At 61.2% G+C, this 19,536-nt stretch carries 20 protein-coding genes and 2 pseudogenes; 5 read left to right on the top strand and 17 right to left on the bottom strand.

Annotated features, from left to right (window positions below):
• Positions 1-104 precede the first annotated feature (104 nt).
• Complete coding sequence (locus AC4D6D_RS11055) at positions 105-428, top strand: hypothetical protein (RefSeq protein ID WP_491325304.1); 324 nt, start codon at positions 105-107, stop codon at positions 426-428.
• A 34-nt stretch (positions 429-462) separates the two neighbouring features.
• Here AC4D6D_RS11055 and AC4D6D_RS11060 read toward each other — a convergent pair whose 3' ends face one another.
• The 10 genes from AC4D6D_RS11060 to AC4D6D_RS11105 form a co-directional block, all read right to left on the bottom strand.
• On the bottom strand, positions 463-1,620 hold the full coding sequence (locus AC4D6D_RS11060) for a hypothetical protein (RefSeq protein ID WP_491325305.1): 1,158 nt from the start codon (positions 1,618-1,620) through the stop codon (positions 463-465).
• Between the two features lie 94 nt (positions 1,621-1,714).
• Positions 1,715-3,691, bottom strand: a complete 1,977-nt coding sequence (locus AC4D6D_RS11065; protein WP_491325306.1) for a S8 family serine peptidase — start codon at positions 3,689-3,691, stop codon at positions 1,715-1,717.
• The gene (locus AC4D6D_RS11070; protein ID WP_491325307.1) at positions 3,688-4,581 is read right to left on the bottom strand and encodes a trypsin-like serine protease; all 894 of its coding nucleotides are present in this window, start codon (positions 4,579-4,581) and stop codon (positions 3,688-3,690) included. The genes AC4D6D_RS11065 and AC4D6D_RS11070 overlap by 4 nt, the downstream gene beginning before the upstream one ends.
• A gap of 309 nt (positions 4,582-4,890) precedes the next feature.
• A complete protein-coding gene (locus tag AC4D6D_RS11075) occupies positions 4,891-5,325 on the bottom strand; it encodes a hypothetical protein (protein WP_491325308.1) in 435 nt (144 codons plus the stop codon).
• Between the two features lie 109 nt (positions 5,326-5,434).
• Positions 5,435-5,659, bottom strand: a complete 225-nt coding sequence (locus AC4D6D_RS11080) for a helix-turn-helix domain-containing protein (RefSeq protein WP_491325309.1) — start codon at positions 5,657-5,659, stop codon at positions 5,435-5,437.
• A gap of 97 nt (positions 5,660-5,756) precedes the next feature.
• Positions 5,757-6,545 (bottom strand): 3'-5' exonuclease family protein, encoded by a 789-nt coding sequence (locus AC4D6D_RS11085; protein ID WP_491325310.1) that lies wholly within the window; start codon positions 6,543-6,545, stop codon positions 5,757-5,759.
• The gene (locus AC4D6D_RS11090) at positions 6,542-6,883 is read right to left on the bottom strand and encodes a hypothetical protein (RefSeq protein ID WP_491325311.1); all 342 of its coding nucleotides are present in this window, start codon (positions 6,881-6,883) and stop codon (positions 6,542-6,544) included. The genes AC4D6D_RS11085 and AC4D6D_RS11090 overlap by 4 nt, the downstream gene beginning before the upstream one ends.
• Positions 6,884-7,066: 183 nt before the next feature.
• Positions 7,067-7,693: a hypothetical protein gene (locus tag AC4D6D_RS11095; RefSeq protein WP_491325312.1), complete on the bottom strand. Its 627-nt coding sequence runs from the start codon at positions 7,691-7,693 to the stop codon at positions 7,067-7,069.
• Positions 7,694-8,098: 405 nt separating this feature from the next.
• Complete coding sequence (locus tag AC4D6D_RS11100; RefSeq protein WP_491325313.1) at positions 8,099-8,551, bottom strand: hypothetical protein; 453 nt, start codon at positions 8,549-8,551, stop codon at positions 8,099-8,101.
• Between the two features lie 29 nt (positions 8,552-8,580).
• Positions 8,581-8,769 carry a hypothetical protein gene (locus AC4D6D_RS11105; RefSeq protein ID WP_491325314.1) on the bottom strand — a complete coding sequence of 63 codons (189 nt, stop codon included), beginning with the start codon at positions 8,767-8,769 and terminating at the stop codon, positions 8,581-8,583.
• A gap of 84 nt (positions 8,770-8,853) precedes the next feature.
• On the opposite strand from AC4D6D_RS11105, the gene AC4D6D_RS11110 reads away from it, so the two are divergent.
• Positions 8,854-9,942 (top strand): IS5 family transposase, encoded by a 1,089-nt coding sequence (locus AC4D6D_RS11110; protein ID WP_491325315.1) that lies wholly within the window; start codon positions 8,854-8,856, stop codon positions 9,940-9,942.
• A 322-nt stretch (positions 9,943-10,264) separates the two neighbouring features.
• Here the strand turns inward: AC4D6D_RS11110 and AC4D6D_RS11115 are convergent, their stop codons facing one another.
• From AC4D6D_RS11115 to AC4D6D_RS11145, 7 genes and pseudogenes are all read right to left on the bottom strand, one after another.
• Positions 10,265-10,531 carry a hypothetical protein gene (locus AC4D6D_RS11115; RefSeq protein ID WP_491325316.1) on the bottom strand — a complete coding sequence of 89 codons (267 nt, stop codon included), beginning with the start codon at positions 10,529-10,531 and terminating at the stop codon, positions 10,265-10,267.
• Between the two features lie 76 nt (positions 10,532-10,607).
• The gene (locus tag AC4D6D_RS11120; RefSeq protein ID WP_491325317.1) at positions 10,608-11,333 is read right to left on the bottom strand and encodes an SOS response-associated peptidase; all 726 of its coding nucleotides are present in this window, start codon (positions 11,331-11,333) and stop codon (positions 10,608-10,610) included.
• Positions 11,215-11,766, bottom strand: a pseudogene (locus AC4D6D_RS11125) (transposase); the annotation flags it as partial. The gene AC4D6D_RS11120 and the pseudogene AC4D6D_RS11125, both read right to left, overlap by 119 nt.
• A gap of 273 nt (positions 11,767-12,039) precedes the next feature.
• Complete coding sequence (locus AC4D6D_RS11130; RefSeq protein WP_491325318.1) at positions 12,040-13,296, bottom strand: IS701 family transposase; 1,257 nt, start codon at positions 13,294-13,296, stop codon at positions 12,040-12,042.
• Positions 13,297-13,361: 65 nt separating this feature from the next.
• Positions 13,362-14,663 carry a polysaccharide pyruvyl transferase family protein gene (locus tag AC4D6D_RS11135; protein ID WP_491325319.1) on the bottom strand — a complete coding sequence of 434 codons (1,302 nt, stop codon included), beginning with the start codon at positions 14,661-14,663 and terminating at the stop codon, positions 13,362-13,364.
• Positions 14,660-15,562 carry a sulfotransferase family protein gene (locus tag AC4D6D_RS11140; RefSeq protein WP_491325320.1) on the bottom strand — a complete coding sequence of 301 codons (903 nt, stop codon included), beginning with the start codon at positions 15,560-15,562 and terminating at the stop codon, positions 14,660-14,662. The genes AC4D6D_RS11135 and AC4D6D_RS11140 overlap by 4 nt, the downstream gene beginning before the upstream one ends.
• Before the next feature lie 548 nt (positions 15,563-16,110).
• Positions 16,111-16,260: pseudogene (locus AC4D6D_RS11145) on the bottom strand (transposase); the annotation flags it as partial.
• 236 nt (positions 16,261-16,496) lie between these two features.
• Here AC4D6D_RS11145 and AC4D6D_RS11150 point away from each other — a divergent pair.
• The 3 genes from AC4D6D_RS11150 to AC4D6D_RS11160 all read left to right on the top strand — a co-directional run bounded on the left by AC4D6D_RS11150 (position 16,497) and on the right by AC4D6D_RS11160 (position 19,517).
• On the top strand, positions 16,497-17,129 hold the full coding sequence (locus tag AC4D6D_RS11150) for a tyrosine-type recombinase/integrase (RefSeq protein ID WP_491325321.1): 633 nt from the start codon (positions 16,497-16,499) through the stop codon (positions 17,127-17,129).
• Between the two features lie 312 nt (positions 17,130-17,441).
• On the top strand, positions 17,442-18,116 hold the full coding sequence (locus AC4D6D_RS11155) for a response regulator transcription factor (RefSeq protein WP_491325322.1): 675 nt from the start codon (positions 17,442-17,444) through the stop codon (positions 18,114-18,116).
• A 3-nt stretch (positions 18,117-18,119) separates the two neighbouring features.
• Positions 18,120-19,517 carry a sensor histidine kinase gene (locus AC4D6D_RS11160; protein ID WP_491325323.1) on the top strand — a complete coding sequence of 466 codons (1,398 nt, stop codon included), beginning with the start codon at positions 18,120-18,122 and terminating at the stop codon, positions 19,515-19,517.
• Positions 19,518-19,536 lie beyond the last annotated feature (19 nt).

Consider the following 19,536-nt stretch of genomic DNA (forward strand, 5'->3'; position numbering starts at 1 on the left):
CGACGAGATCGTCTTCGCCGCGTGCCTCCGCCCGGCCAGCCCCGTCACCGGCCCTGGCCACAGCCAGCCGCGCGCGCAGCGCGGCTTCGGTTGCCCGGGTGGCTGTGGCCATCGCCAGTCTGGTGGCGCGCGGCGCGCGCGTCAGCCTGCCGGCGATCAGCGCCGAGACCGGCCGGCTGGCGCCGGAATTGCCGCCGGTCGCACAGTCGACGATCGCCAACAACCCGGCCTGTCGGGCGCTCTACACTCAGCATGCGCCGCCGCCCCGCCGCCAGCGCCGCCGGCTCGGCCCGGCACCACCGCCGCAGTTGCTGCGCCGCTCCAAGCGCGAGCTGGCGATCGCCCTGCTCGCGGCCCGTGCCGAACTCCTTGCGGAACGCCAGCGCAGCCGGGCCCTGGCCCGCGAACTCCTCGCGCGCGGCGGCTGACCCGCGGCCGCGCCTCACCTCGCGAGGGCGATGCTTATTCCGCCGGTGCGAGCAGGTCCGCCTTCTTTTTGCGCGCTTCGATCAGCTTGATTTCCGCTTCCTCGCGGGCGGCCGCGCGGATGAGATCCTGGGTCGCCCGGTCGCGCAGGACCGCGCCGGCCTCCGCCGCCCCGTTTGCCGCGGCAACCACGTCCTTGAGCTCGGCGCTGCTCTTATACCCGATCTTGCTGGCAGAACCGCTGGGGTCAAAGGCGGCTGACAGGCTACGGCTGCCGAAGGCCGATGATTTGAGCGCCAGGGTCCGGTACGGCGCGACCTGCGGCACGGTGGAAGGCACCGATTTCAGCACATTCAGACATTCCTGAGCGGCGGCGTCCCAGGTACAGACACGCGCCGTGGCCACCGGTGGCTGGACCGCGGCTATACCGTTGGCGATCGCCACCGCGCCGTTCGCACCAGCCGTGCGCAACGGGGCGCCAGAGTCGTCCAACGCCACAGACAGGACATAGCGGTTGACCCCTTGGAAGATACTGGCTGGGACCCGCCCCCAGTCATTTGTCCCGATCTGCAGCCAGCGGTCATACTTTGGACGATCGCTGGGAGCCGTTTGCCAGTGGCGCGCGCTGCCGTCCGAAACCGGCACGAGTTCCAGATCGGTGGTTAGAGTGAGCTCCTTTTCCCGCGCCTCAATGCGAGCCTGAAGCGGGGCGATCTTGGCCTGCGCGGCCGCCTTCGCCTTATCGTCCGCCGCCAACTGCGCGTCGTTTTCGAGCCGGGTCAGTTCGCTGCGCAGTCTGGCAAGCGTCGTCACCTTGTCCTGGATCGCCGGGAGGCAGGGCGGGACCGGCGTGCGGTCCTGGCTCATCAGCGGAATGGCGATATTGGCGATGGCCTTGAACAACCCCGCCACGACCTCACCACCGGCACCCTCGGAGGTCGCATTGACCGCCTTCACGCGCCCATCGTCGTAGAGTTCCAGGTCGAAACCCACACCCGACAGCAAGCCGCTCTTGGGCTTCAGCTCAAACGATCGGGTCAGGTCGGCCGCGTAAGCGGTATCGATCGTGACCACGCTGCGCACCCGTGGCGACGTCCCCCCAGCAGGGCATTCCAGCAAGGTCTCGGCGACAACCGCGCTGAGCGTCGCCTTGGGCAGATATTGGGTATGCAATATCAGGGCGTCAGCGGCCAAAGCGGGTGCCGCAAGCACCAGACCAGGCAGTGTGACCAGGACGGCAGATCGTACAAGGCGCATATCGTTTCCCCTCATGAACGGTACAAGCATGTCAGCGGCTGGGCCAGGCCAGGCTCAGATCGAGGATGTCGGCCAGCGCGATGCGGTCCGCGGTCTCGCCATCGGCACCATGATGAACGATGGGCGCGCCATCGACCGCCTCCTCTTCAAAATAGATATCGACATCGCGGCGCGGAGCGCATTTGCCGATCAGGTACTGGCCATTGCCAAGAAAGTACCCAAAGCGCAGGACCATCGCGGTCTTGTCGACGCTGATCTTGGCGAGCTGCGCAATGTCCGGGACCTGCATATCCTCGCAGACATCGCGGGTGCCGGGCATCCCGTACTTGACATGACCGAAACGCAGCACGCCGCGCTGGGTGGTCAAGACGTCGCGAGAGAGGCTCACCGCCCGCAGGAAATTGGCGTTTCCGCCCATGGCGGTGAGATCGTCGAGCGCCGGCGTCCAATCGATGGTCTGCGCCAGCCGGCGTTTGATATCGGGCGGTTCGAGCCCTTGTGAATAGAGCAGGGCGGCGCCGAACGAGGCGAGTGCCGTCGACAGCGATGTGCCCTCAGCCAGTTGCGGCCGGTTACCGCGACCAATGGCGGCCACGGTGCAGCCAGGAGCCGCCAGGTCGACGCCGCTGGCACCCCGGCCGCTGAACACCGCCGGCGCGCCGTGCTGATCGTGCGCCGCCACCGACAACACGAAGTCGCTGTAATCCCCCATCGCGCCGCCATAAGCAGCCGGATAGAGCGAGGTTCGGCGGAAATCCGTACGGTCGTTGCCCGCCGCGGCCACCAACAGCATATCGTGGTTGGCGGAAAGGACGTCAGGGAAAGAGCCCAGAGCATCGGGCGCCTGGAGGCTCAGATTGATGATGTTGGCGCCGCTTTTCGATAGATAGCTGACCGCATCGGCAATGTTGTTCAGCGGGATGATCCCACCTGGCGCCCGCGAATCGACCACGTTCACCACCCGCACCCGGATCCGCTGCGCCAGCTTGCCCGGCCCGAACGCCTGGAAGAACGCCGGCCCGCCCAGGGCCAACGAGGCTATGAGGGTGCCATGCTCGGCATCGGCGAAATCATCGAACGGGGTCGGCGGACCGCTGCGCCGCCATAGCACCGCGCCATACTGATCGTTCGAATAGCTTTGATCGGTGCGCGCACGCGGCGCGGTGAACACCGGTTCGGGAAACTGGGCACTGGGCAAGTCATACAACCCACTATCGGCAATCCCGATCACCGCCAGGCGCTTGGGAGGCGGCTCCCGCTCGAGCAACCGGGCGAGCAGCTCCGCATCGAAGGGCCACACGGCGTCTGCCTCCTGCGGTTTACGGCAATCCGCTCCCGCGGCGAGCGCCGGCACCAGGCGCGCATGCCCCGGTTCATCGGCGGCCTGCTCAATATGCAAGGCGCGCCGCAGCGCCCGGATCGTGCGATCTGCCGGGATCCCGGGTTTAAGCCGGTAAATGACCGCCTGTGTCGAATAGGTGACGATGACACTGGTATCGTCCCCAAACTTGTAGTTTCGCTTGGCCTCGTCCTCGGTCACACCATCGGCGGCAAAGCCCTCCGCGAGCGCCGGGTTGTCCGCAGCCATCCGGTTCACCGTCACCATCCCCGAGGCGCCGACAACCCGGTCGGCAACGTCAGCGACACTCTCCTGCCGGTCGACCGCCACGGCGATCGCTCGGCGGTAGATCAAAAAGCAGGCCGGGACCTTGAGGATCCGGTCTTGGTCAGCGGCGCGCATTGCAAAACCGCGGTTGTCCGCGGCGAGCAGCGCGGCAAAGTCCTTATCGTAATCCCCGCAAATGGTCCGGACTGCCGCGACCGGGTCCTCGCCGGCATGGATGGTCAGATTTCGGGCCTGCGCCTGCTCCGCCAGGATGCGTTGGGCCGCGGCGTTGACGCCGGCTCCCGCCCGCACGCGGATCAGCGCCTGGCTCGCAGCGGCCGCGGGGCACCAGGCAAGCCCGAAGGCGCCCAGCGCCAGCCACCCCCTCGCCGTCCGCCTCACTGGACTCTCCGGCACTTGCTGGATTGCCAACCGGCACCGCATATCTCGGCCGAGATGTCACGAATAAAGGCGGCTACCGGCGCAAACGCGAGCGTCGCCACGCGAGACTGATCCGTCATGCTCCCTCCAGCGATCTCACCGCTGTAGGCCACACCGATCTGCACCCGGTCCGTCAATGCCGCGCCGCTGACAAACACGGGGCCGCCGCTGTCCCCAAAGCATGTCGCCGCCCCGCCCTTGGTCCGCAGCAGGCCCGAGGCCGAAGTCGGACGCCGTTCAATCGGCGACTCGCCGTAACGCAAGGTCCCGAACTCCCCCATATCCTCGTCGGTGCATCCGGCCCCCGTCAGCAAGACCTCGCTGGCGCCGGCCAGCAATTCCGGCGTCAACGACAGCTGCTCATAGCGGACCCGCGGCACCGGCGTGTCGAGCAGACAGATAGCGACATCGAGTGTGGGGTTGGCGACCGGATCCTTCAGGAATTCCGACGGGATATGGCAGGTCATGGGTATGACCTTTCCAGCCGGGCCTTCCATTCCCACCGCCTGTTCATAACGAACGCAGTGCGCCGCCGTGATGACGGCCCGCGGCCCAACCTGGTTGGCGGTGCATTTGCTGGCAGTGTGCGCAAACGTCGCCGGCCAATCCTCGGGCTTCGCAATGGCCCCCTTTCGCAGCACCATGGTAATGCCGGGAGGTGGCGCCTTAATCGCCGCGAACACGAACGATGGGGGTTCGGACCCGCTACTCGGCGCCGCCACGGCCGTCGCGCTTTCCGCAGCGACCGACTCGGCGACCTCCTGCTTTGCTGCAGACGATGAACTATCGTCACTGGCCGGCGTACACGACACAGCGCAAATGAACAGAATCCAGCGATTACCGACACCCATCTGCGCCCCCCTTCATCAATGCCCCCGCAACGATGATTCCGCAGACCCAGAACATGCCTGATCTGGTCGATTCGGCGAACAAATTTCACGCTTACTTCACTAATTTCTTCGCCAGATCGAAATCTCTGAACGCTTTTAGCAAGCCATAATCGCTAAATACCCAGCTTCTCTGTCGTCATTGGGCCATGTCGCTGTCTGCAGAGTATCTACACCCCGCATTCTCGAAACACACGCAATCCGGTCGCGGCAGCGGGGAGCGGTGAGACGAGTGGCTTTGCCGTGATCGATCCCAAAACGCGGCCGGCCGGCCTAGTTCGCGAGGGTGGGGCCGGCGGTCTCCACCAGCATCGCCTCGAGTGTACTGACCAGGCTCGTGACTTGTTCCGCGGTCAGTAACGACAGCTCCCGTGCCGTACCCAACTCGCGGCGCCATCGCTCAACCAATAGCGCTCGAACACTCAGCGCGCTCAGCTTGGCCGCCCACTGCGAATTCAGCAGGGGAGGCGGTAGCCGGCGACACGCCGGATCCCATCCCAGCGCCGCATCCAAAGTCGTGATCACTTCCGCGAACGCCGAATCGCCGCAGCGGTACTGCAGCCGCAATTCCGTGCCCGCGCGTCGCTGGAATGTCCGGGACCGGAGAAACGCCTTGAGCCCTCCCCAATTGCGGAACACCCGCACCTGCGTGACCGCACGGGCGGCAGGCTTGCCCGCATCGATTTGCCACTCGAGAACATAGCTCATGACGGGCCTCTTGACGGATATACGCACTATACATATATGTATCACGTCAGAGGCAAAGATATGAGGTTTTCTGTGGCCTAGATCAGCTTATTTGAATTTTCACTCACCTTCAAGGTTCGCGGTCACAGCCGCGCAACAGGGTGGTCGTTCGAACCCCCAATGCGGCCGCAATCTGAGCCAGCAGGGTCACGGTGGAATTCTGTTCTCCGCGCTCCAGGCGCGCGATGGAGTTGCGCGTCGTCGCAACCTCGCGGGCAAGCGCATCCTGGGTCAGGCCGCGCTTTTCGCGCAAGGCCCTCACGTTGGCGCCAAGTCTGAGCAGGACAGAATCCATCCTGCCCTTTAGCCGAAAATTCTTCCATGCCACCAGTGGTCTTGAGACTGCTGGCGTCAGCTGGGCGCGCTTGCCCCCGGCTCGCCTTGGCGTGCCTTCACCCGGCGCCGGGCCAGCACCCCGCCGCGCCCACCGCCTGGATCGCCGCGCGCGCGCCGGCACAGGTGGCAAACTGGGTTCGGTGAAGGCTCGCCGGGCCCGCCACGCACCAGCGCGCGAGCGCCGCCCACCCGGCGGTGAAACAGGGCGCTGCCGGGTTACCCCCGGCGCGCCAGAGCAAATGGAGCAGGAAGGTGGCCAGCACATCGGTCTCACTCTTGCGAATTGCCGCCGGAATCCGGTTTGGCTGCGCATGCGCCGCATGCGGGATACCCGCCGCCGCACAGGCTCCTGCCAGCGACGGCCAGCGCCGGGCGGCGGCGCGTCCGGCACCATGTCCGGCGGCGACCAGCTGCTCCATCACATCGCCGTGATTCGCGGCAGCGCAGCCGCTATACCGGGCCAGCGCCGCGCGTGCCGGGATGTCGCAGGCACGCCGCCGCATCAGCAGAAACGGCACATCGTGCCGGCGGCCGTTGAACGTGATCAGCACCCCATCCTCGCCCAGTCCGGCAACAAGTCCCTCGATTTGCGCGAGCGCGGCGGGTTCGTCCGGCCAGTCTGCCGCGCCCGCCGCTAGGTTGCCGCGCGGCGCGACCAGGCTGCTGGTCAGCTTGAAACCCGAAAGGGCTCCGCCCTCACCTTCCTCATAGGCCAGCGCTGCAAACGCTGCCAGCCGGTGCAGCCAGGCGCGGCGTTCGGCCACCCGCGGGCTAAGCCCGCACGCTGCGAGCAGGTCCCGATCCGGCGCGGTCTCGATGTCGAGGACCAATCCCAGCCGGCTCATGGCCGTGCCCAGTCCGATGTGAGGAAAGCGATGGGCACGGCACCCCAGGCGCCCTCGTCGAGCCCCTGTTCCGCCAGTTCGAAGAGGAGCCTGGCCCGTAAATGCCCGCTGCCCACGCAAGACGACAGCGCGACCTCGACAGGTCGGCTGTGGTAGAGCCAAGGCTGGCGACGCCACAGCCACGCGCGGACGAGCGCGCGCGCCCCGAACAGGCGCAGCAGCGCAGCGTCGATGTCGAGGCAGTTCTCGAAATGATCACGCGGCAGCACCGCCAATCTGTGCCGGCCAGCCGCCGGCAGTCGCCAGGCCGCAGCCAGCGCCTCGGGGGAGTACGTCATGTCCGTTTACCCGTGCCCCCGCAACCGACAATGATACATATATGTATCAAGACGTCAAGCGATTCGCCCCTCCGGAATGACCGATAAACGCGGGTTTTCAAGTATTCTTGTACGGACATCGGAGCGATCAATGAGCTGCGGCCGGCCCCATGTCCGGCCGGCCACAGCGCCGTGCCGCGTGGGTTAGCGACCCGCCAGTATCTCACGAAACAGCGGCCCATCGATCCCGCGAATGTCTTCGAGCTTGAGCAGCACGATCCCTGCTGGGGTGAGTAGCCAGACCCGCTCGCTGGTTTGCGCGATTGGAACGCCGTGCACCACGCCGGCTCTATTGTGGTAATTCCAACCCTGACGGTGCTGAACGCGGTCGACCAGCTCCTTCGCATCTCGCTGGGCGGCAACGTCACCGCTGGAGAGGACGACCACGCCGCCGATCGTGAGACCAATGATCCGCCCGGTTTTCGCCAGTTCAGGGAGCGGCGATGCCACCGGTTTGCCTGTTGTCCGCCCTCGCCACTGCGCGATCGCCATACCCAGCATGATCAGCCCGAAGGCAAGGACCGCCACCAGCAGCCCAGTACCAGCGCTGGTAACAATCGCCACCGCCCCTTGAAAGCCAACGGCCAGGTTCGATGCGGTGGCCGCCTGCGGATCGATACTGAAGCGGAGCAGAAAAGCGCGCTGGTAGGACCAGCCCGCAAAGTACAGCGCACCGACGCCCAGCCCCAGAACCAGCGCCGGCTCCGCCGCGCCAAACCATCGAAGCCCGTCTGGCTTGGCGGTGGGTGGCACGGGCTCTTGGTCTGACATTGTAAATCCTCGTCTTTTTTGTAAGTTACACGTCTTAGGACGGGCAAACCGGCGGCCAGGCAGATTCCTAAAAAAATTGCGCAGCCAAACGGAGCAGCGCGACGTGGCGATCGCAGTCCTGCCTTCGGTCGCAGTCCTGCCTTCGGTCCATGAGCAGGCTGGATCGCATGCGTGGTCGCAGCGCCCGTTGCGACGGCGTTGACTTCGCCGCTTCGGCGCCGGTGCATGGTAAAATCAGACAAGCGCCCCCCGTGGCGGACAGAACGACGCCAGGAGCCAGCCACAAGCGACAGAGCGAGCACAGGCCCGTCGCCGATCTCCACGCGCGCGCCAGGCCATGCAGGCGTGCAACGCGGGGAGGTTCAGGCTGCGCAGAACCATGCGGCTCGCCGGCGGCGCCCCGGTTCACGTGCGCGAATGCAGCCTGTCCCTTGCAATGGCTTTCGCCATCGCCACTTCGAGTACGTCTAGTTCTCTTCGTTCCCGCGCCGCAAACTCGCGGTGCAGCGGCCCGAACGCCATTGCCACCTCGCGCTTCGCCTGGCGGTACCAGGCACGGCGCTGCGCCTCCGGCTCCACCGGCGTTACCAGGGAAAACGGATTGCCGCTGCGCACCCAGCGCCCCCGCGCGCTGTCCTCGACCAGCAGCCTCAGCGCCACCGCGAGAGGACGACGACCTAACATAAAGCGCCAGTAGCGATACACCGCCAGCGACCGGGCCTCGTCGTGCAGCCATGCCTGCGCCCTTGGCACCAAGGTCGGATCCGCCGCAATCAGGATCACGTGCCGGCGGGCGTTGATCAGGCTCAGCCTGTCGAGGATCGCATGGGGGCCAGGCCGGCGGGTCGCTTCAACCATGGTCAAAGGAATGCCTCATAATTGACGGGTTACACCGCGGCCTCAAGCCGATCGAGCACCCGCCGCACCAGAGCCCAAGGGCCTTCCCGCCGAGGATGGCCTGCAATCTGGACGGTCGTATCGATAGCGCGGACGTGGAGCGCGGGCGAAGCTCTCTGGGTGACGCGAACGGCGTAATCACTCACCTCGGCCAGGTTGGTCTCATTACTGAGCTCCATCCGGCCAATTGGACACTTCGAAAAACCGGTAGCGCCTGACGGCATGAGATGATTCACTGCGCGAGCGCGACAGCGGAGGCGGTGATGGTTGGACAGCCGGGTTTCTTCGATCTTTCGGACCGATATGAGGCGTTGAGCGCGGCCGGTGATCCGTTGGAGCGCTTGGCGGCCGTCGTGGACTTCGAGGTATTCCGTGGGCCACTGGTCGCGGCGCTGCGCCGCGGCCCTCGGGGCAAGGGTGGGCGTCCGCCGTTCGACCCGGTCCTCATGTTCAAGATCCTGGTGCTGCAGGCGCTCTACTCGCTGTCGGACGAAGGGACGGAATTCCAGATCAAGGACCGGCTCTCGTTCCAACGCTTCCTGGGCCTGGGTCTCGACGGAACAGTGCCCGATGCGACAACGGTATGGCTGTTTCGGGAGCGCCTGGTGAAGGCCAAGGCGATCGACAAGCTCTTCGCCCGGTTCGATGCGGCGCTGACCGACCGGGGCTACCTCGCCATGGGCGGGCAGATCATCGATGCCACCGTGGTGCCGGCGCCCAAGCAGCGCAATACCGAAGAGGAGAAGGCGGCAATCAAGGCGGGCCGGATCCCCGAGCGCTGGAAGGACAGGCCTGCGAAAGTCCGGCAGAAGGATCGCGATGCCCGCTGGAGCGTGAAGTACACCAAGGCCAAGGTGAAGGAAGGCGCCGATCCCACGGCGTTCAAGCCGGTCGACCTCGCCATTCCGATGTTTGGCTATAAGAACCACATCGGCATCGACCGGGCTCACGGCCTGATCCGCACCTGGGATGCCAGCGCGGCGAATGCTCACGATGGGGCCAGGCTGCCGGTGCTGATCAGTCCGGACAACACCGCCTCGGGCGTCTGGGCCGATACGGCCTACCGATCGAAGAAGAACGAGGCCTTCCTGGCCAAGGGCATGTTCACCAGCCACATCCACCAGCGAAAACCGCACCGACGGGCGATGCCCGAGCGTATTGCACGCGCCAACGCAAGGCGCTCGGCGGTTCGCTCGGCCGTCGAGCATGTCTTCGCCGGACAGAAGCATCGCATGGGCCTGGTCGTGCGCACCATCGGCATCGCTCGCGCCCGCATCAAGATCGGCATGGCCAACCTCGCTTATAACTTTCAGCGGCTCGCCTGGCTTGAGGGGCGAACTGCGCCCGCGTGACGCCGAAAACCGGCCTTAAGGCCGCCCAACACCCGAAAATCAGAAGATCAGGAGGATGAAACAGAGGCACACCGGGCCCCCGTGCCTTCACCTTGCCATCATGCCGAAATCAGCCGGTTCTTCGAGGCGTCCAATTTCAAAACGACCCGACTCGTCCCCGTTCGGCCAAATCTGAACGCTCACCACCATCATGACCGAGCTCCTGCTGAATCGTTTCCAGCACCCTACCTGATCGCTGACGGCACCGCGCCGTCAGTGCATCGTACCGCCTGCGGCCTCGACCCGGATTGGCTCTGGCGGTGCGCCGCGACCCGAGTGAGGCTCAATCGGCTAGCGCGAGCGACATCCCGGCTTTTGCCGCGTACAGCCGAGCGACGTGGATTACCGATGCCATGTCGAGTTTCATCGCCTCGATAAAATCTCGCTGGAGGTCCGCCCTCACCTCGGAAAAGAACGCGAAGACGAACGCGTCGACAAGGGCAGCACTGCGAGGATCGGAAATCCGCTCCGCAAGCTGGCGGGCGTCCAAGCTGCCGCGATAGGAAGCATTAACCGTCGTGAGGACCTTGGAGGCGGCCAGCTGGTTCATGCGATCTGGCATACTGCATGTACGGTCGCCCAAAAAGGTCGCCAGGAATGAACGCAAAAAGCGGCTCGGGCACGCGTCACAGCAGGACCGGTTCATCGCTCGATCCGGATTGGAACCCTCTCGGCTTGGTCGCTCGTCCCAACCAGAGCTGATCGGTCCGATCCACCGCCAAGGGGCTCTCCCAGACCCGGCACAGGGCAAAGGCTTCGTCCGGTGTGCCATCAGTCCAGGTTGCCCAGTTTTCCGGCGCCAGGATCGTCGGCATGCGATCGTGGACATCGGCCATTTGCGCGCAGCCATCGACCATGACCATGGAGTAAGCATTGCCCCACGCATCGGTCGGTCGCCAAATGCCGGCCACCGCAAACAGCTCCTGATCGGGCAGCGAGTACCAGGTCCGCGTCATGCGCCCAGCCGGGCCCTGCGCCTCTGCCCAGGCGGAAACGGGAATAAGGCAGCGCCGAGCGCGGAAGCTGTCCCGCCACATCGGGTTGCCGCGCAGCTGGTCGTCGCGCGCATTGTTGGTAGCGGTAGGCTTCAGTGGCTTACCCGTCTTCTTGCTCACCGCGCGGCGCGGAAAGCCCCAGGTCATGGTGCGCACCTGCCCGTCTGCGACCACCAGTCCGGTATATTTCGGGTAGACCTCGGCGGCAAAGTTCGGCGCGCCGCCGCTCTCCGCGCGAAATAGACCAGCGACCGCGTCTGCGGGTGTCCTTCCAGCGCTCGGGGATCCGGCCCGCCTTGATTGCCGCCTTCTCCTCTTCGGTATTGCGCTGCTTGGGCGCCGGCACCACGGTGGCATCGATGATCTGCCCGCCCATGGCGAGGTAGCCCCGGTCGGTCAGCGCCGCATCGAACCGGGCGAAGAGCTTGTCGATCGCCTTGGCCTTCACCAGGCGCTCCCGAAACAGCCATACCGTTGTCGCATCGGGCACTGTTCCGTCGAGACCCAGGCCCAGGAAGCGTTGGAACGAGAGCCGGTCCTTGATCTGGAATTCCGTCCCTTCGTCCGACAGCGAGTAGAGCGCCTGCAGCACCAGGATCTTGAACATGAGGACCGGGTCGAACGGCGGACGCCCACCCTTGCCCCGAGGGCCGCGGCGCAGCGCCGCGACCAGTGGCCCACGGAATACCTCGAAGTCCACGACGGCCGCCAAGCGCTCCAACGGATCACCGGCCACGCTCAACGCCTCATATCGGTCCGAAAGATCGAAGAAACCCGGCTGTCCAACCATCACCGCCTCCCCTGTCGCGCTCGCGCAGTGAATCATCTCATGCCGTCAGGCGTTACCGGTTTTTCGAAGTGTCCGACTGGCGCCGTATCCACACTCGCTACGATCGACGCGCGCACACCTTCATGTCCGCCATCTGCATCGCAGCAACCTTCATCTTCTGGATCGATCAATGAGTCCTGAGCTTAGTACTACTTTGGCAGAAGTTTGCTGGAATGCCTGATGAGGTTGCATCCGCAGTGAGGGCATTGCTCCGGCGGTGAGCGAGACAGGCGGTCAAGGATGGCCTGGCGCACTGCCGGCAAGGTGGGTTGGGGAGGCGGGCCAAGGACTCTTTTTTTTCCGCCCCGCCTGAGCGAGCCTTCGAGACTGCAGAAAGGCGTAGGCCATCATCGACATCAAGGCATGGCGGTGAAGTCCAGTCCAGGATCGTCCTTCGAAGTGATCCAACCCCAATTCTTCCTTGAGTTGCTGATGCGCTTGTTCGCAGATCCAGCGCGCTTTGATCGCGCCTGCGAGAGCCTTGATCGGAGTGTCGCGGGGCAGATTGGAGAGATAGTATTTTCGCTCGCCATTCGAGCGATGCTCACCCACCAGCCAGGCTTCCTCACCTGGCATGTGCTGGGCCCCGGCAGAGCCGATCCGCTGAGGCGCACCATCGGCAATGCGCACGCGCATGGCCGCAAAGCGGGCCGTCAGTCGTCCCTTGGTTCCCTTGCGCCAACTGACCTGCCACCACTTCGCAGTTTCGAGCATCGCGTGCGCGGCCATGGATTTGACGTCCGGCACATGCCGTACCCGAGGGCGACCGCGGCCTGCGACCGGGAAGATCAGTTGCACGTTGGTCGGATAGACCTTCTGGTGCCTGGGGATGCCGACAGCCCAGCAGAGGCCGCGTGTACTCAGCGCCTGCCGGAACGGAGCCGACAGCCCATAACCGGCATCAGCCAGCACACAGCCGAAGCGCACGCCGGCAGCGATGATGCGATCGATCTCCTCGATCGCGATCTCGGGCTTGGTGCGATATTCCTGCAAAGGAGCAGGCACGCCCGACTTGTCCATGCGAGCGGTATCGCTTGTCCAGCTTTCCGGCAGGAACAGTCGCAAGCTCAGCATGAGCGGAACTTCGCTCGAAGCCAGCGTCACCGACACCAGCGTCTGACAGTTGGCATTCTTCCCGAGCGCCGTGGCATACTGCGGCGCGACGCCAACCGAGGCCTTGCCCTTCTTTGGCAAGGCAGTGTCGTCGATGATCAGCCAGGCTCTATCGCCACCAACCAATTCATCCGCCTGGCTCCACAAGGTCGCTTCCAACGGGGCGCTGTCCCACAGACCGGCCCCGATGAAATGATGAAGCCGGTCATAATGGATCGCATCTGAGCGGGCTGCCATGGGCTGGATGCTTTTGCGATCACCGGGTCCGATCAGACCAGCAATATAGGCTGGGCACATTCGACGCCGCGTCTTGTTCCCCAAGGCTTCCAGATAAGGCGCCAGCCAACGCTCAAGATCCGCCTGCCAGTCTTCGTCCATCGCCAGCCTCCGTCAAAGCTGGCTCCCCATGAATCACGCAATCAGCGACATGGGAATCCCAAAAATCATACTTCTGCCAAAGTAGTGTTAGCTTGCCCATTCCCGCGCGGGGATGCGATTTGGTAATGCGCAACGCCTGCTGATAGGCCTGGCTCATCTAAGACACGTACCGCCTGCTCCACTACAGATGTAGCTTGGACATTTTCCAGACTTCTTTTTATGCGCTTTGCTTCATCCTCATAATTCATCCTCATTTTATCCACTCCTTCCAGGATTCTCACGGCATCCGAATCTCTGATGTCGAAGACGTAATCCTGCTGTTGAAAGAGTGCCGTAAGGTCAGAATATTTACTGGCCCACCCCAGTACGACTGCAGGGACACCGCTTCTGTAAGCGAAGACCACCGAGTGATAGCGTGACGCGACGACATATTTAAATCGTGCGATAATTTCTATCAGTTCCGGGCTTGAAAATTCTCCGGAAATTACGTGCACTTCTGGGCCTATTTTTACCTTGGCAAGTATTTTTTCGACCAGATCCGTATCTGCCGTCGATGTGTTTAGAACGTAAACCTTCTCGCCGTTGTCCAGTAATTTCTGAAGCATTTTCGCATACAAATCGATAATCGAAGACGAATCGCCAAATCTAAATATGTTTTTATTTATAATGAAGCCAACAGAATTTTGGGTAGGATAATTTTTTCCCTCATCCCTATAGTCAGAACAGATTTGGCCGACACTAGGAAAAATCTTTTCCCTAATCACCATGTCTGCTGATAATTGAACGTTACGAAGACCGATAGAGGTAAGACATTCATACCCCTCGCGCTCGCGAGCATATATCCGCAAAGGATAAGTCAGTTCTTTCTTGACCTCGCCGATAAAGTTAGAGTCATCTTTCTCACCCCAATCGAATGGTCCGAAGCTTTGCGGCATAAGAATTATCTTTTTCTTGAAACGCCGAGCAATTTTAATTGTATCTAATAGCATTCTTCCGCTTTGCTTAGGCCACCCGGAGCCCAACGTGTAACCACTCGCGTCAAAGATAGCATCCGCTCTTTGCAGAGCCTTCCTCATCTCTGTAATCTTATCACGCCATTTATCGCTTTTTCGCAGACGCCCAACAATACTAGCTAATATTTTTACTAGAAATGGCACCCTGCACAAATCGTATTTCAACATTGGACGCGTAAAGTCGTCGTACGGCAGCAATGTGAATGTATATTGCTCTGGGTCGTCGTATTTATCTGAGAAACCGATTACCTCGCATTCACCGTAAATCGATTTCAAGGAATAGCTCAGGGAAAGAAACATGGCCTGCGCGCCTTTGTTTCTCATCTGTATTCCCGTAATGATGAATGTTTTCATATAGCCGCACCTTCCCCTAGATAATTGATCCGCGCAAACCCGTCTGCGTCAGCCATTTCCTGCTGTGCCCGGCCTACCGGTCCGTACCAGTGACTGAGTGAATGGCCGCTCATGTTCTCTAATAATTCAATTGATGGTCTATAGTAATCATTGAGACGATTTCGAAGATCATCTGTTAATGGCGGGTATCGGGTCTCGCGCGCAACCAAATTGCGAACGGCTTGAAAAGCGGCGGTACCTCGTAACGGACGAGCAATTGGTTTCATCCAGGCCAGACGCTTTCGCAATCCGGCGGGTACGATCGGGACCGTCCTGTCTTTCACTTTATTTTGCCCGCTTGGTGCCAGACGCCGCGGCGGCAAGCCGAGATGGGTCCGGACGCGTGACATCTGCGTTTCCGGGTCATCCAGCACACCCTCGAAGAGAAGAATGAGAAGTGCCTCACGTCCGAAAATGTCGACATAGGATTGCAAGTGCGAAGCGAAATTGCCCCCAACCAGAAACCGCAAATTCTCACCCAGCGAGGGATCGAGGTAGTTCCCTATGTCCACCCCGACTTCGCCACGCCTGAAAAGCATGCAGTAGTTGGAATAGGCGCGTTCCACCGGATCGCGTAGCTGCACAATCAGTTTCACATGAGGCAGGTGTCGGTGGAGGCGGGCCGGTGCTTCGGGCATGTAAAGGTAGGAATTCGATTTCTCGCCGACGATTCGGCCCGCTCCCTCGTCGCTGAATTGCGACAGATACCACTCTTCTCCTCGGTCGTACTCTCTGGAGAAATAGTGCAACTCCGGATCAGGCATGTAAACCGCCGGGTCCGACTGCAGCTGCGTCTGAAGCCACGTGGTCGCCGATTTGGCCGCTCCGATAATGACGAAGTCAATGTCATTGAATTGCATTGGTACTGCCCCCTCCGGTTGATACATTGATACTGGAGCGATGTACGTCGATGAGGGCGGACAGGTGCTATCTTGAGATGGCTCCTGCGGGCACTCGCGCAAATCATTGGGAGCAGCCGCGCCTCTCCCTTTGTTTTTAGCGGACATCTCTATCGAGGATCGCGGAATCGCGGCACACACAAGCTCCTAAAAATCGTCCTTAAAAACATAGATGGAAGGCGCTCGTAAAAAGAGTACTCTTTTGGTTTAAACCGTATGCGTCTGTTGAATTTGTTTCATTCGCAGAGACATATGCACACAAAGTAGAAAAGATTACGTCTCAAGAACTGTTGACCAAGCACCGTTAGATTTCGTTTGAGAATGCTCATGGATGGAAAATTCTTCGGAGCATGAGGCTGCCGAGAGCGCCGTAGATCATCGGTGTCCATCACAAAGATGATCGCGGCGGAGACGACCTCCCCATGCGCTGGCGAAGCGACAAAATCGACCAGCGGCCGATTGTAAAAGCTCCACGCCAGATCGGGTAACGCGTCATCTAAGCTCAGGACTCATTGATCGATCCAGAAGATGAAGGTTGCCGCGATGCAGATGGCTGACATGAAGGTGCGCGCGCATCGATCGTAGCGAGTGTTGATACGGCGCCAGTCCTAGAGCCTGCCGAACATGTTTTCGATCTTGTGGCGCTGGCGATAGAGCACGGCATCGTGCGGGATAAGAACCTTTCGGTTTTTCTTTGACGGGATGCGGGCCGCGATGTTTCGTTCGGCGAGCGCGGCCTCTCACGCGCGCGCCGCGGAGCGGCTTAAGTTGGTCGCGAGCTACCTAAGCAGACTGTCTGTACCTGGGATTCCAGAACCGGCTCCTGAACGGCGACAAAGGGTCGCCTCTCCTGAAGCGTTCTACCTATGGCCGTCAGGGCCATAGGAGATGTGTCATGGGATTATCAGAGTTTGATCCCGCCGCTCGTGAGCGGGTATGTTGGAACGCCGGGCGCAAGGTTGGTGCGAAGCGAGCGCTAAAGCCCCGTCAGATATGGGCGATCCGTTTCTTTCTCGACCAGCATGGGCGGATCCGCGACCGTGCCCTCTTTGACCTGGCCATCGATAGCAAGCTTCGCGGATGCGATCTGGTGAAGATCAGGATCAGCGATATCGTTTGTGATCGGAAAATTCGAACACGGGCCACGGTCGTACAGCAAAAGACCGGCAGACCGGTTCAGTTTGAACTGATGACCGATGCTCGCGCCAGCCTGCTCAAATGGCTGGAACTGAGAGGTGGATCCTTGGAGGATTTTGCATTTCCGAGCCGTACCGATCACGCAGCCCACATAAGCACTAGGCAATATGCTAGCCTTGTTGACGAATGGGTCACGGGGATCGGACTGCCCGGCGAAGATTATGGCACCCACTCTCTGCGCCGAACCAAGGCGTCGATCATCTACAAGGCGACTGGAAATCTTCGCGCCGTCCAGATTTTGCTTGGGCACACGAAGATCGAAAGCACGGTGAGATACCTTGGCGTGGACGTGGAGGACGCTTTGACGCTCGCAGAGGGCACTGAAATCTGAAACTCCCCTGGGTCCTTGCCGTTGCAAGGACCCAGGGCCTACAGCTTGGCGGCTGCCCTGCGCCCATTCAAGCCGTTCGACAGTGATTTTGCCACGTTCGTGAACGGAAACACAGTTTGGCACAGAGCTGCCATTGATCAGTCATTAAGTATGACTAATGGGCATCTGCCCATCGGGCGCTGTCACACACCATTCGCACACCGAACTGGCTTCGCGACGCGTTTCACCAACGGTCTTTAGCAATGCGTTTGGGTCCTGAGCGAAGGTCAACTGCTGTCGCTTACCCATCCTGCCCGGATCTGGAGTGCTCTCGTGAATATTCTGCTCGTCGAAGACGACGCGTATCTTTCGGGCTACCTTGCAACCGAACTGCGGACGAGTGGTCATGATGTCACCACTGCGCATGATGGCCATGTGGCTTTGCAATTGGTGTTGGACCACCAGTTCGAGGCGGTAGTCCTCGATCGCATTTTGCCGCAGGTAGACGGGCTGACAGTAGTCCGGCGGCTGCGGGCGGACGGGATCACTATACCGGTTGTCATGCTAACCGCACTCGGTCAGCTTTGTGACCGGGTGGATGGATTGGATGGCGGAGCCGATGACTACATCGTCAAACCTGTCGATGTGGATGAACTCCATGCGCGGCTCAATGCCTTGGTGCGCGGGCGCAGTTGGACGATTTCTGATAATGACACCGTATCCGCAAAGGAGATCATCATCAGTCCAAAGCGGTTGCGCGCCTGGTATCGAGGGGTGGCGCTGGACTTGCCGAAGATGGAGTTCAATCTGCTTTCAGAATTGGTCCGTAATGCTGATACCGTATTGACACGCAAGATGCTGTGTGAGCGTCTTTGGAGTGTCGATCTCGAACCTCAGTCGAAATTCGTCGATTCCTATGTTAGCCGCTTGCGTCGCCGCATTATCGCGCAAGTAGGCGATGATCCGGTCGTTACCGTCCGAGGGCTGGGTTACATGGTTCGGGCCTAAACCATGAAACCACTGACGCTGAGAACCTTGGCGCTTCTGTTCTTCTTCGCGGTGCTGGTAGCGCTTGTCTCTACCGCTGCAGGAACACTGATCGCGACTGATGCTGCAATCGTGGACCTGGTTGACCGGCGGATTACGAACGAGAGTGAGGAGATCGCGTCTCCTGGAACATCCCCAGTTCGCAGCGAGGTTATTACCCGCATCGATCTTGCTTCCCGGCGGCGCGATTCCGGCGATATCGGTTTCCTCCTGTCAGATCGACAGGGGCGAAGGCTGGGAGGCAACGTCGTGTTGCCGCGGCGCTTCGCAGAAGGGTTCTCGGATCTTACCCAAAAAGATGGGATCGAGGGGCTCACGCGTGGCCGGGCGCTGGTGCGTGATATCGGTAACGATATGATCTTGACCACCCTTGCTGAAACCGAACCCATCGAGCATTTTCGGTCCGCTCGGTTAAAGATCATCCTGATCGGTTTCATCTCCATCATCCTTATCGTCATTGTTGGGTTGATCCTTTTCGGAAGGCAGATAAGCCGCCGCGTGAGCGCGATGCGTTCGACCGCAGAGGCGGTCATCGATGGAGACATGAAACAGCGCGTACCTGTAGATGGCTCAGGAAGCGAACTCGATCACCAAGCCTCGACGTTCAACCGCATGCTTGACCGCATCGAAGCGCTGATGACCAGTATTTCCAATGTTTCTCATGACATCGCGCACGATTTGCGGACACCATTAGCCCGCATGCGTGCAGGATTGGTGCTGGCTCGGCGCGAGGCTACTGGAACCCATCTGCAGAACCGGATAGATGATGCGCTCATCGAGATCGATCAGGTTCTTGAGATGTTCTCAGCCATCTTACGCATAGCGGAGGTCGAGGGAGGGCGCCGACGAGCCGGGTTTGAAAACTTCGATCTGACCGAAATGTGCAACGATGCAGCAGCGATTGTTGAGGCTCTGGTCGAAGAGGAAGGGCATTTCCTCCTGCTTGAAGGGTATCAAACCGCCTGGATTTTTGGCGACCGAAGACTGCTGATGCAAGCCGTCATCAACTTGCTGGAGAATGCTGTTCGCTATACGCCGCCCGGCTCCACGATACAGCTACATGTCAGAGTAGCTTCGGACACCGTTACAATCTGCGTCGCGGACGATGGCCCCGGCATCCCTGAGCATCAGCGTGCCACCGCTATGCGGCGTTTCGGTCGACTGGCAGCGGCGCGGACTTTGCCCGGCAATGGGCTCGGTCTATCACTCGTCGAAGCGATTGCCAGACTGCACCGTGGTTATGTCACGCTCGGAGATGCTTTACCTGGATTGCAGGTCCTGCTCACTCTGCCCTTGACCAACAAGCCCAGCGAGGTGGAAACGAAATCGAACACCTCGGTCCGCCAGATTGCTCACAGATAAATTTGCGCGAGCAACACTT

Source organism: Novosphingobium sp. BF6, from assembly GCF_058273105.1.

What these genes read in the sequence shown, in the direction of transcription:
- AC4D6D_RS11070 (WP_491325307.1), bottom strand. Translation starts at nt 4,581, where the DNA reads ATGGGTGTCGGTAATCGCTGGATTCTGTTCATTTGCGCTGTGTCGTGT.
- AC4D6D_RS11075 (WP_491325308.1), bottom strand. Translation starts at nt 5,325, where the DNA reads ATGAGCTATGTTCTCGAGTGGCAAATCGATGCGGGCAAGCCTGCCGCC.
- AC4D6D_RS11080 (WP_491325309.1), bottom strand. Translation starts at nt 5,659, where the DNA reads ATGGATTCTGTCCTGCTCAGACTTGGCGCCAACGTGAGGGCCTTGCGC.
- AC4D6D_RS11085 (WP_491325310.1), bottom strand. Translation starts at nt 6,545, where the DNA reads ATGAGCCGGCTGGGATTGGTCCTCGACATCGAGACCGCGCCGGATCGG.
- AC4D6D_RS11090 (WP_491325311.1), bottom strand. Translation starts at nt 6,883, where the DNA reads ATGACGTACTCCCCCGAGGCGCTGGCTGCGGCCTGGCGACTGCCGGCG.
- AC4D6D_RS11095 (WP_491325312.1), bottom strand. Translation starts at nt 7,693, where the DNA reads ATGTCAGACCAAGAGCCCGTGCCACCCACCGCCAAGCCAGACGGGCTT.
- AC4D6D_RS11100 (WP_491325313.1), bottom strand. Translation starts at nt 8,551, where the DNA reads ATGGTTGAAGCGACCCGCCGGCCTGGCCCCCATGCGATCCTCGACAGG.
- AC4D6D_RS11105 (WP_491325314.1), bottom strand. Translation starts at nt 8,769, where the DNA reads ATGGAGCTCAGTAATGAGACCAACCTGGCCGAGGTGAGTGATTACGCC.
- AC4D6D_RS11110 (WP_491325315.1), top strand. Translation starts at nt 8,854, where the DNA reads ATGGTTGGACAGCCGGGTTTCTTCGATCTTTCGGACCGATATGAGGCG.
- AC4D6D_RS11115 (WP_491325316.1), bottom strand. Translation starts at nt 10,531, where the DNA reads ATGAACCAGCTGGCCGCCTCCAAGGTCCTCACGACGGTTAATGCTTCC.
- AC4D6D_RS11120 (WP_491325317.1), bottom strand. Translation starts at nt 11,333, where the DNA reads ATGCCACCGTGGTGCCGGCGCCCAAGCAGCGCAATACCGAAGAGGAGA.
- AC4D6D_RS11130 (WP_491325318.1), bottom strand. Translation starts at nt 13,296, where the DNA reads ATGGACGAAGACTGGCAGGCGGATCTTGAGCGTTGGCTGGCGCCTTAT.
- AC4D6D_RS11135 (WP_491325319.1), bottom strand. Translation starts at nt 14,663, where the DNA reads ATGAAAACATTCATCATTACGGGAATACAGATGAGAAACAAAGGCGCG.
- AC4D6D_RS11140 (WP_491325320.1), bottom strand. Translation starts at nt 15,562, where the DNA reads ATGCAATTCAATGACATTGACTTCGTCATTATCGGAGCGGCCAAATCG.
- AC4D6D_RS11150 (WP_491325321.1), top strand. Translation starts at nt 16,497, where the DNA reads ATGGGATTATCAGAGTTTGATCCCGCCGCTCGTGAGCGGGTATGTTGG.
- AC4D6D_RS11160 (WP_491325323.1), top strand. Translation starts at nt 18,120, where the DNA reads ATGAAACCACTGACGCTGAGAACCTTGGCGCTTCTGTTCTTCTTCGCG.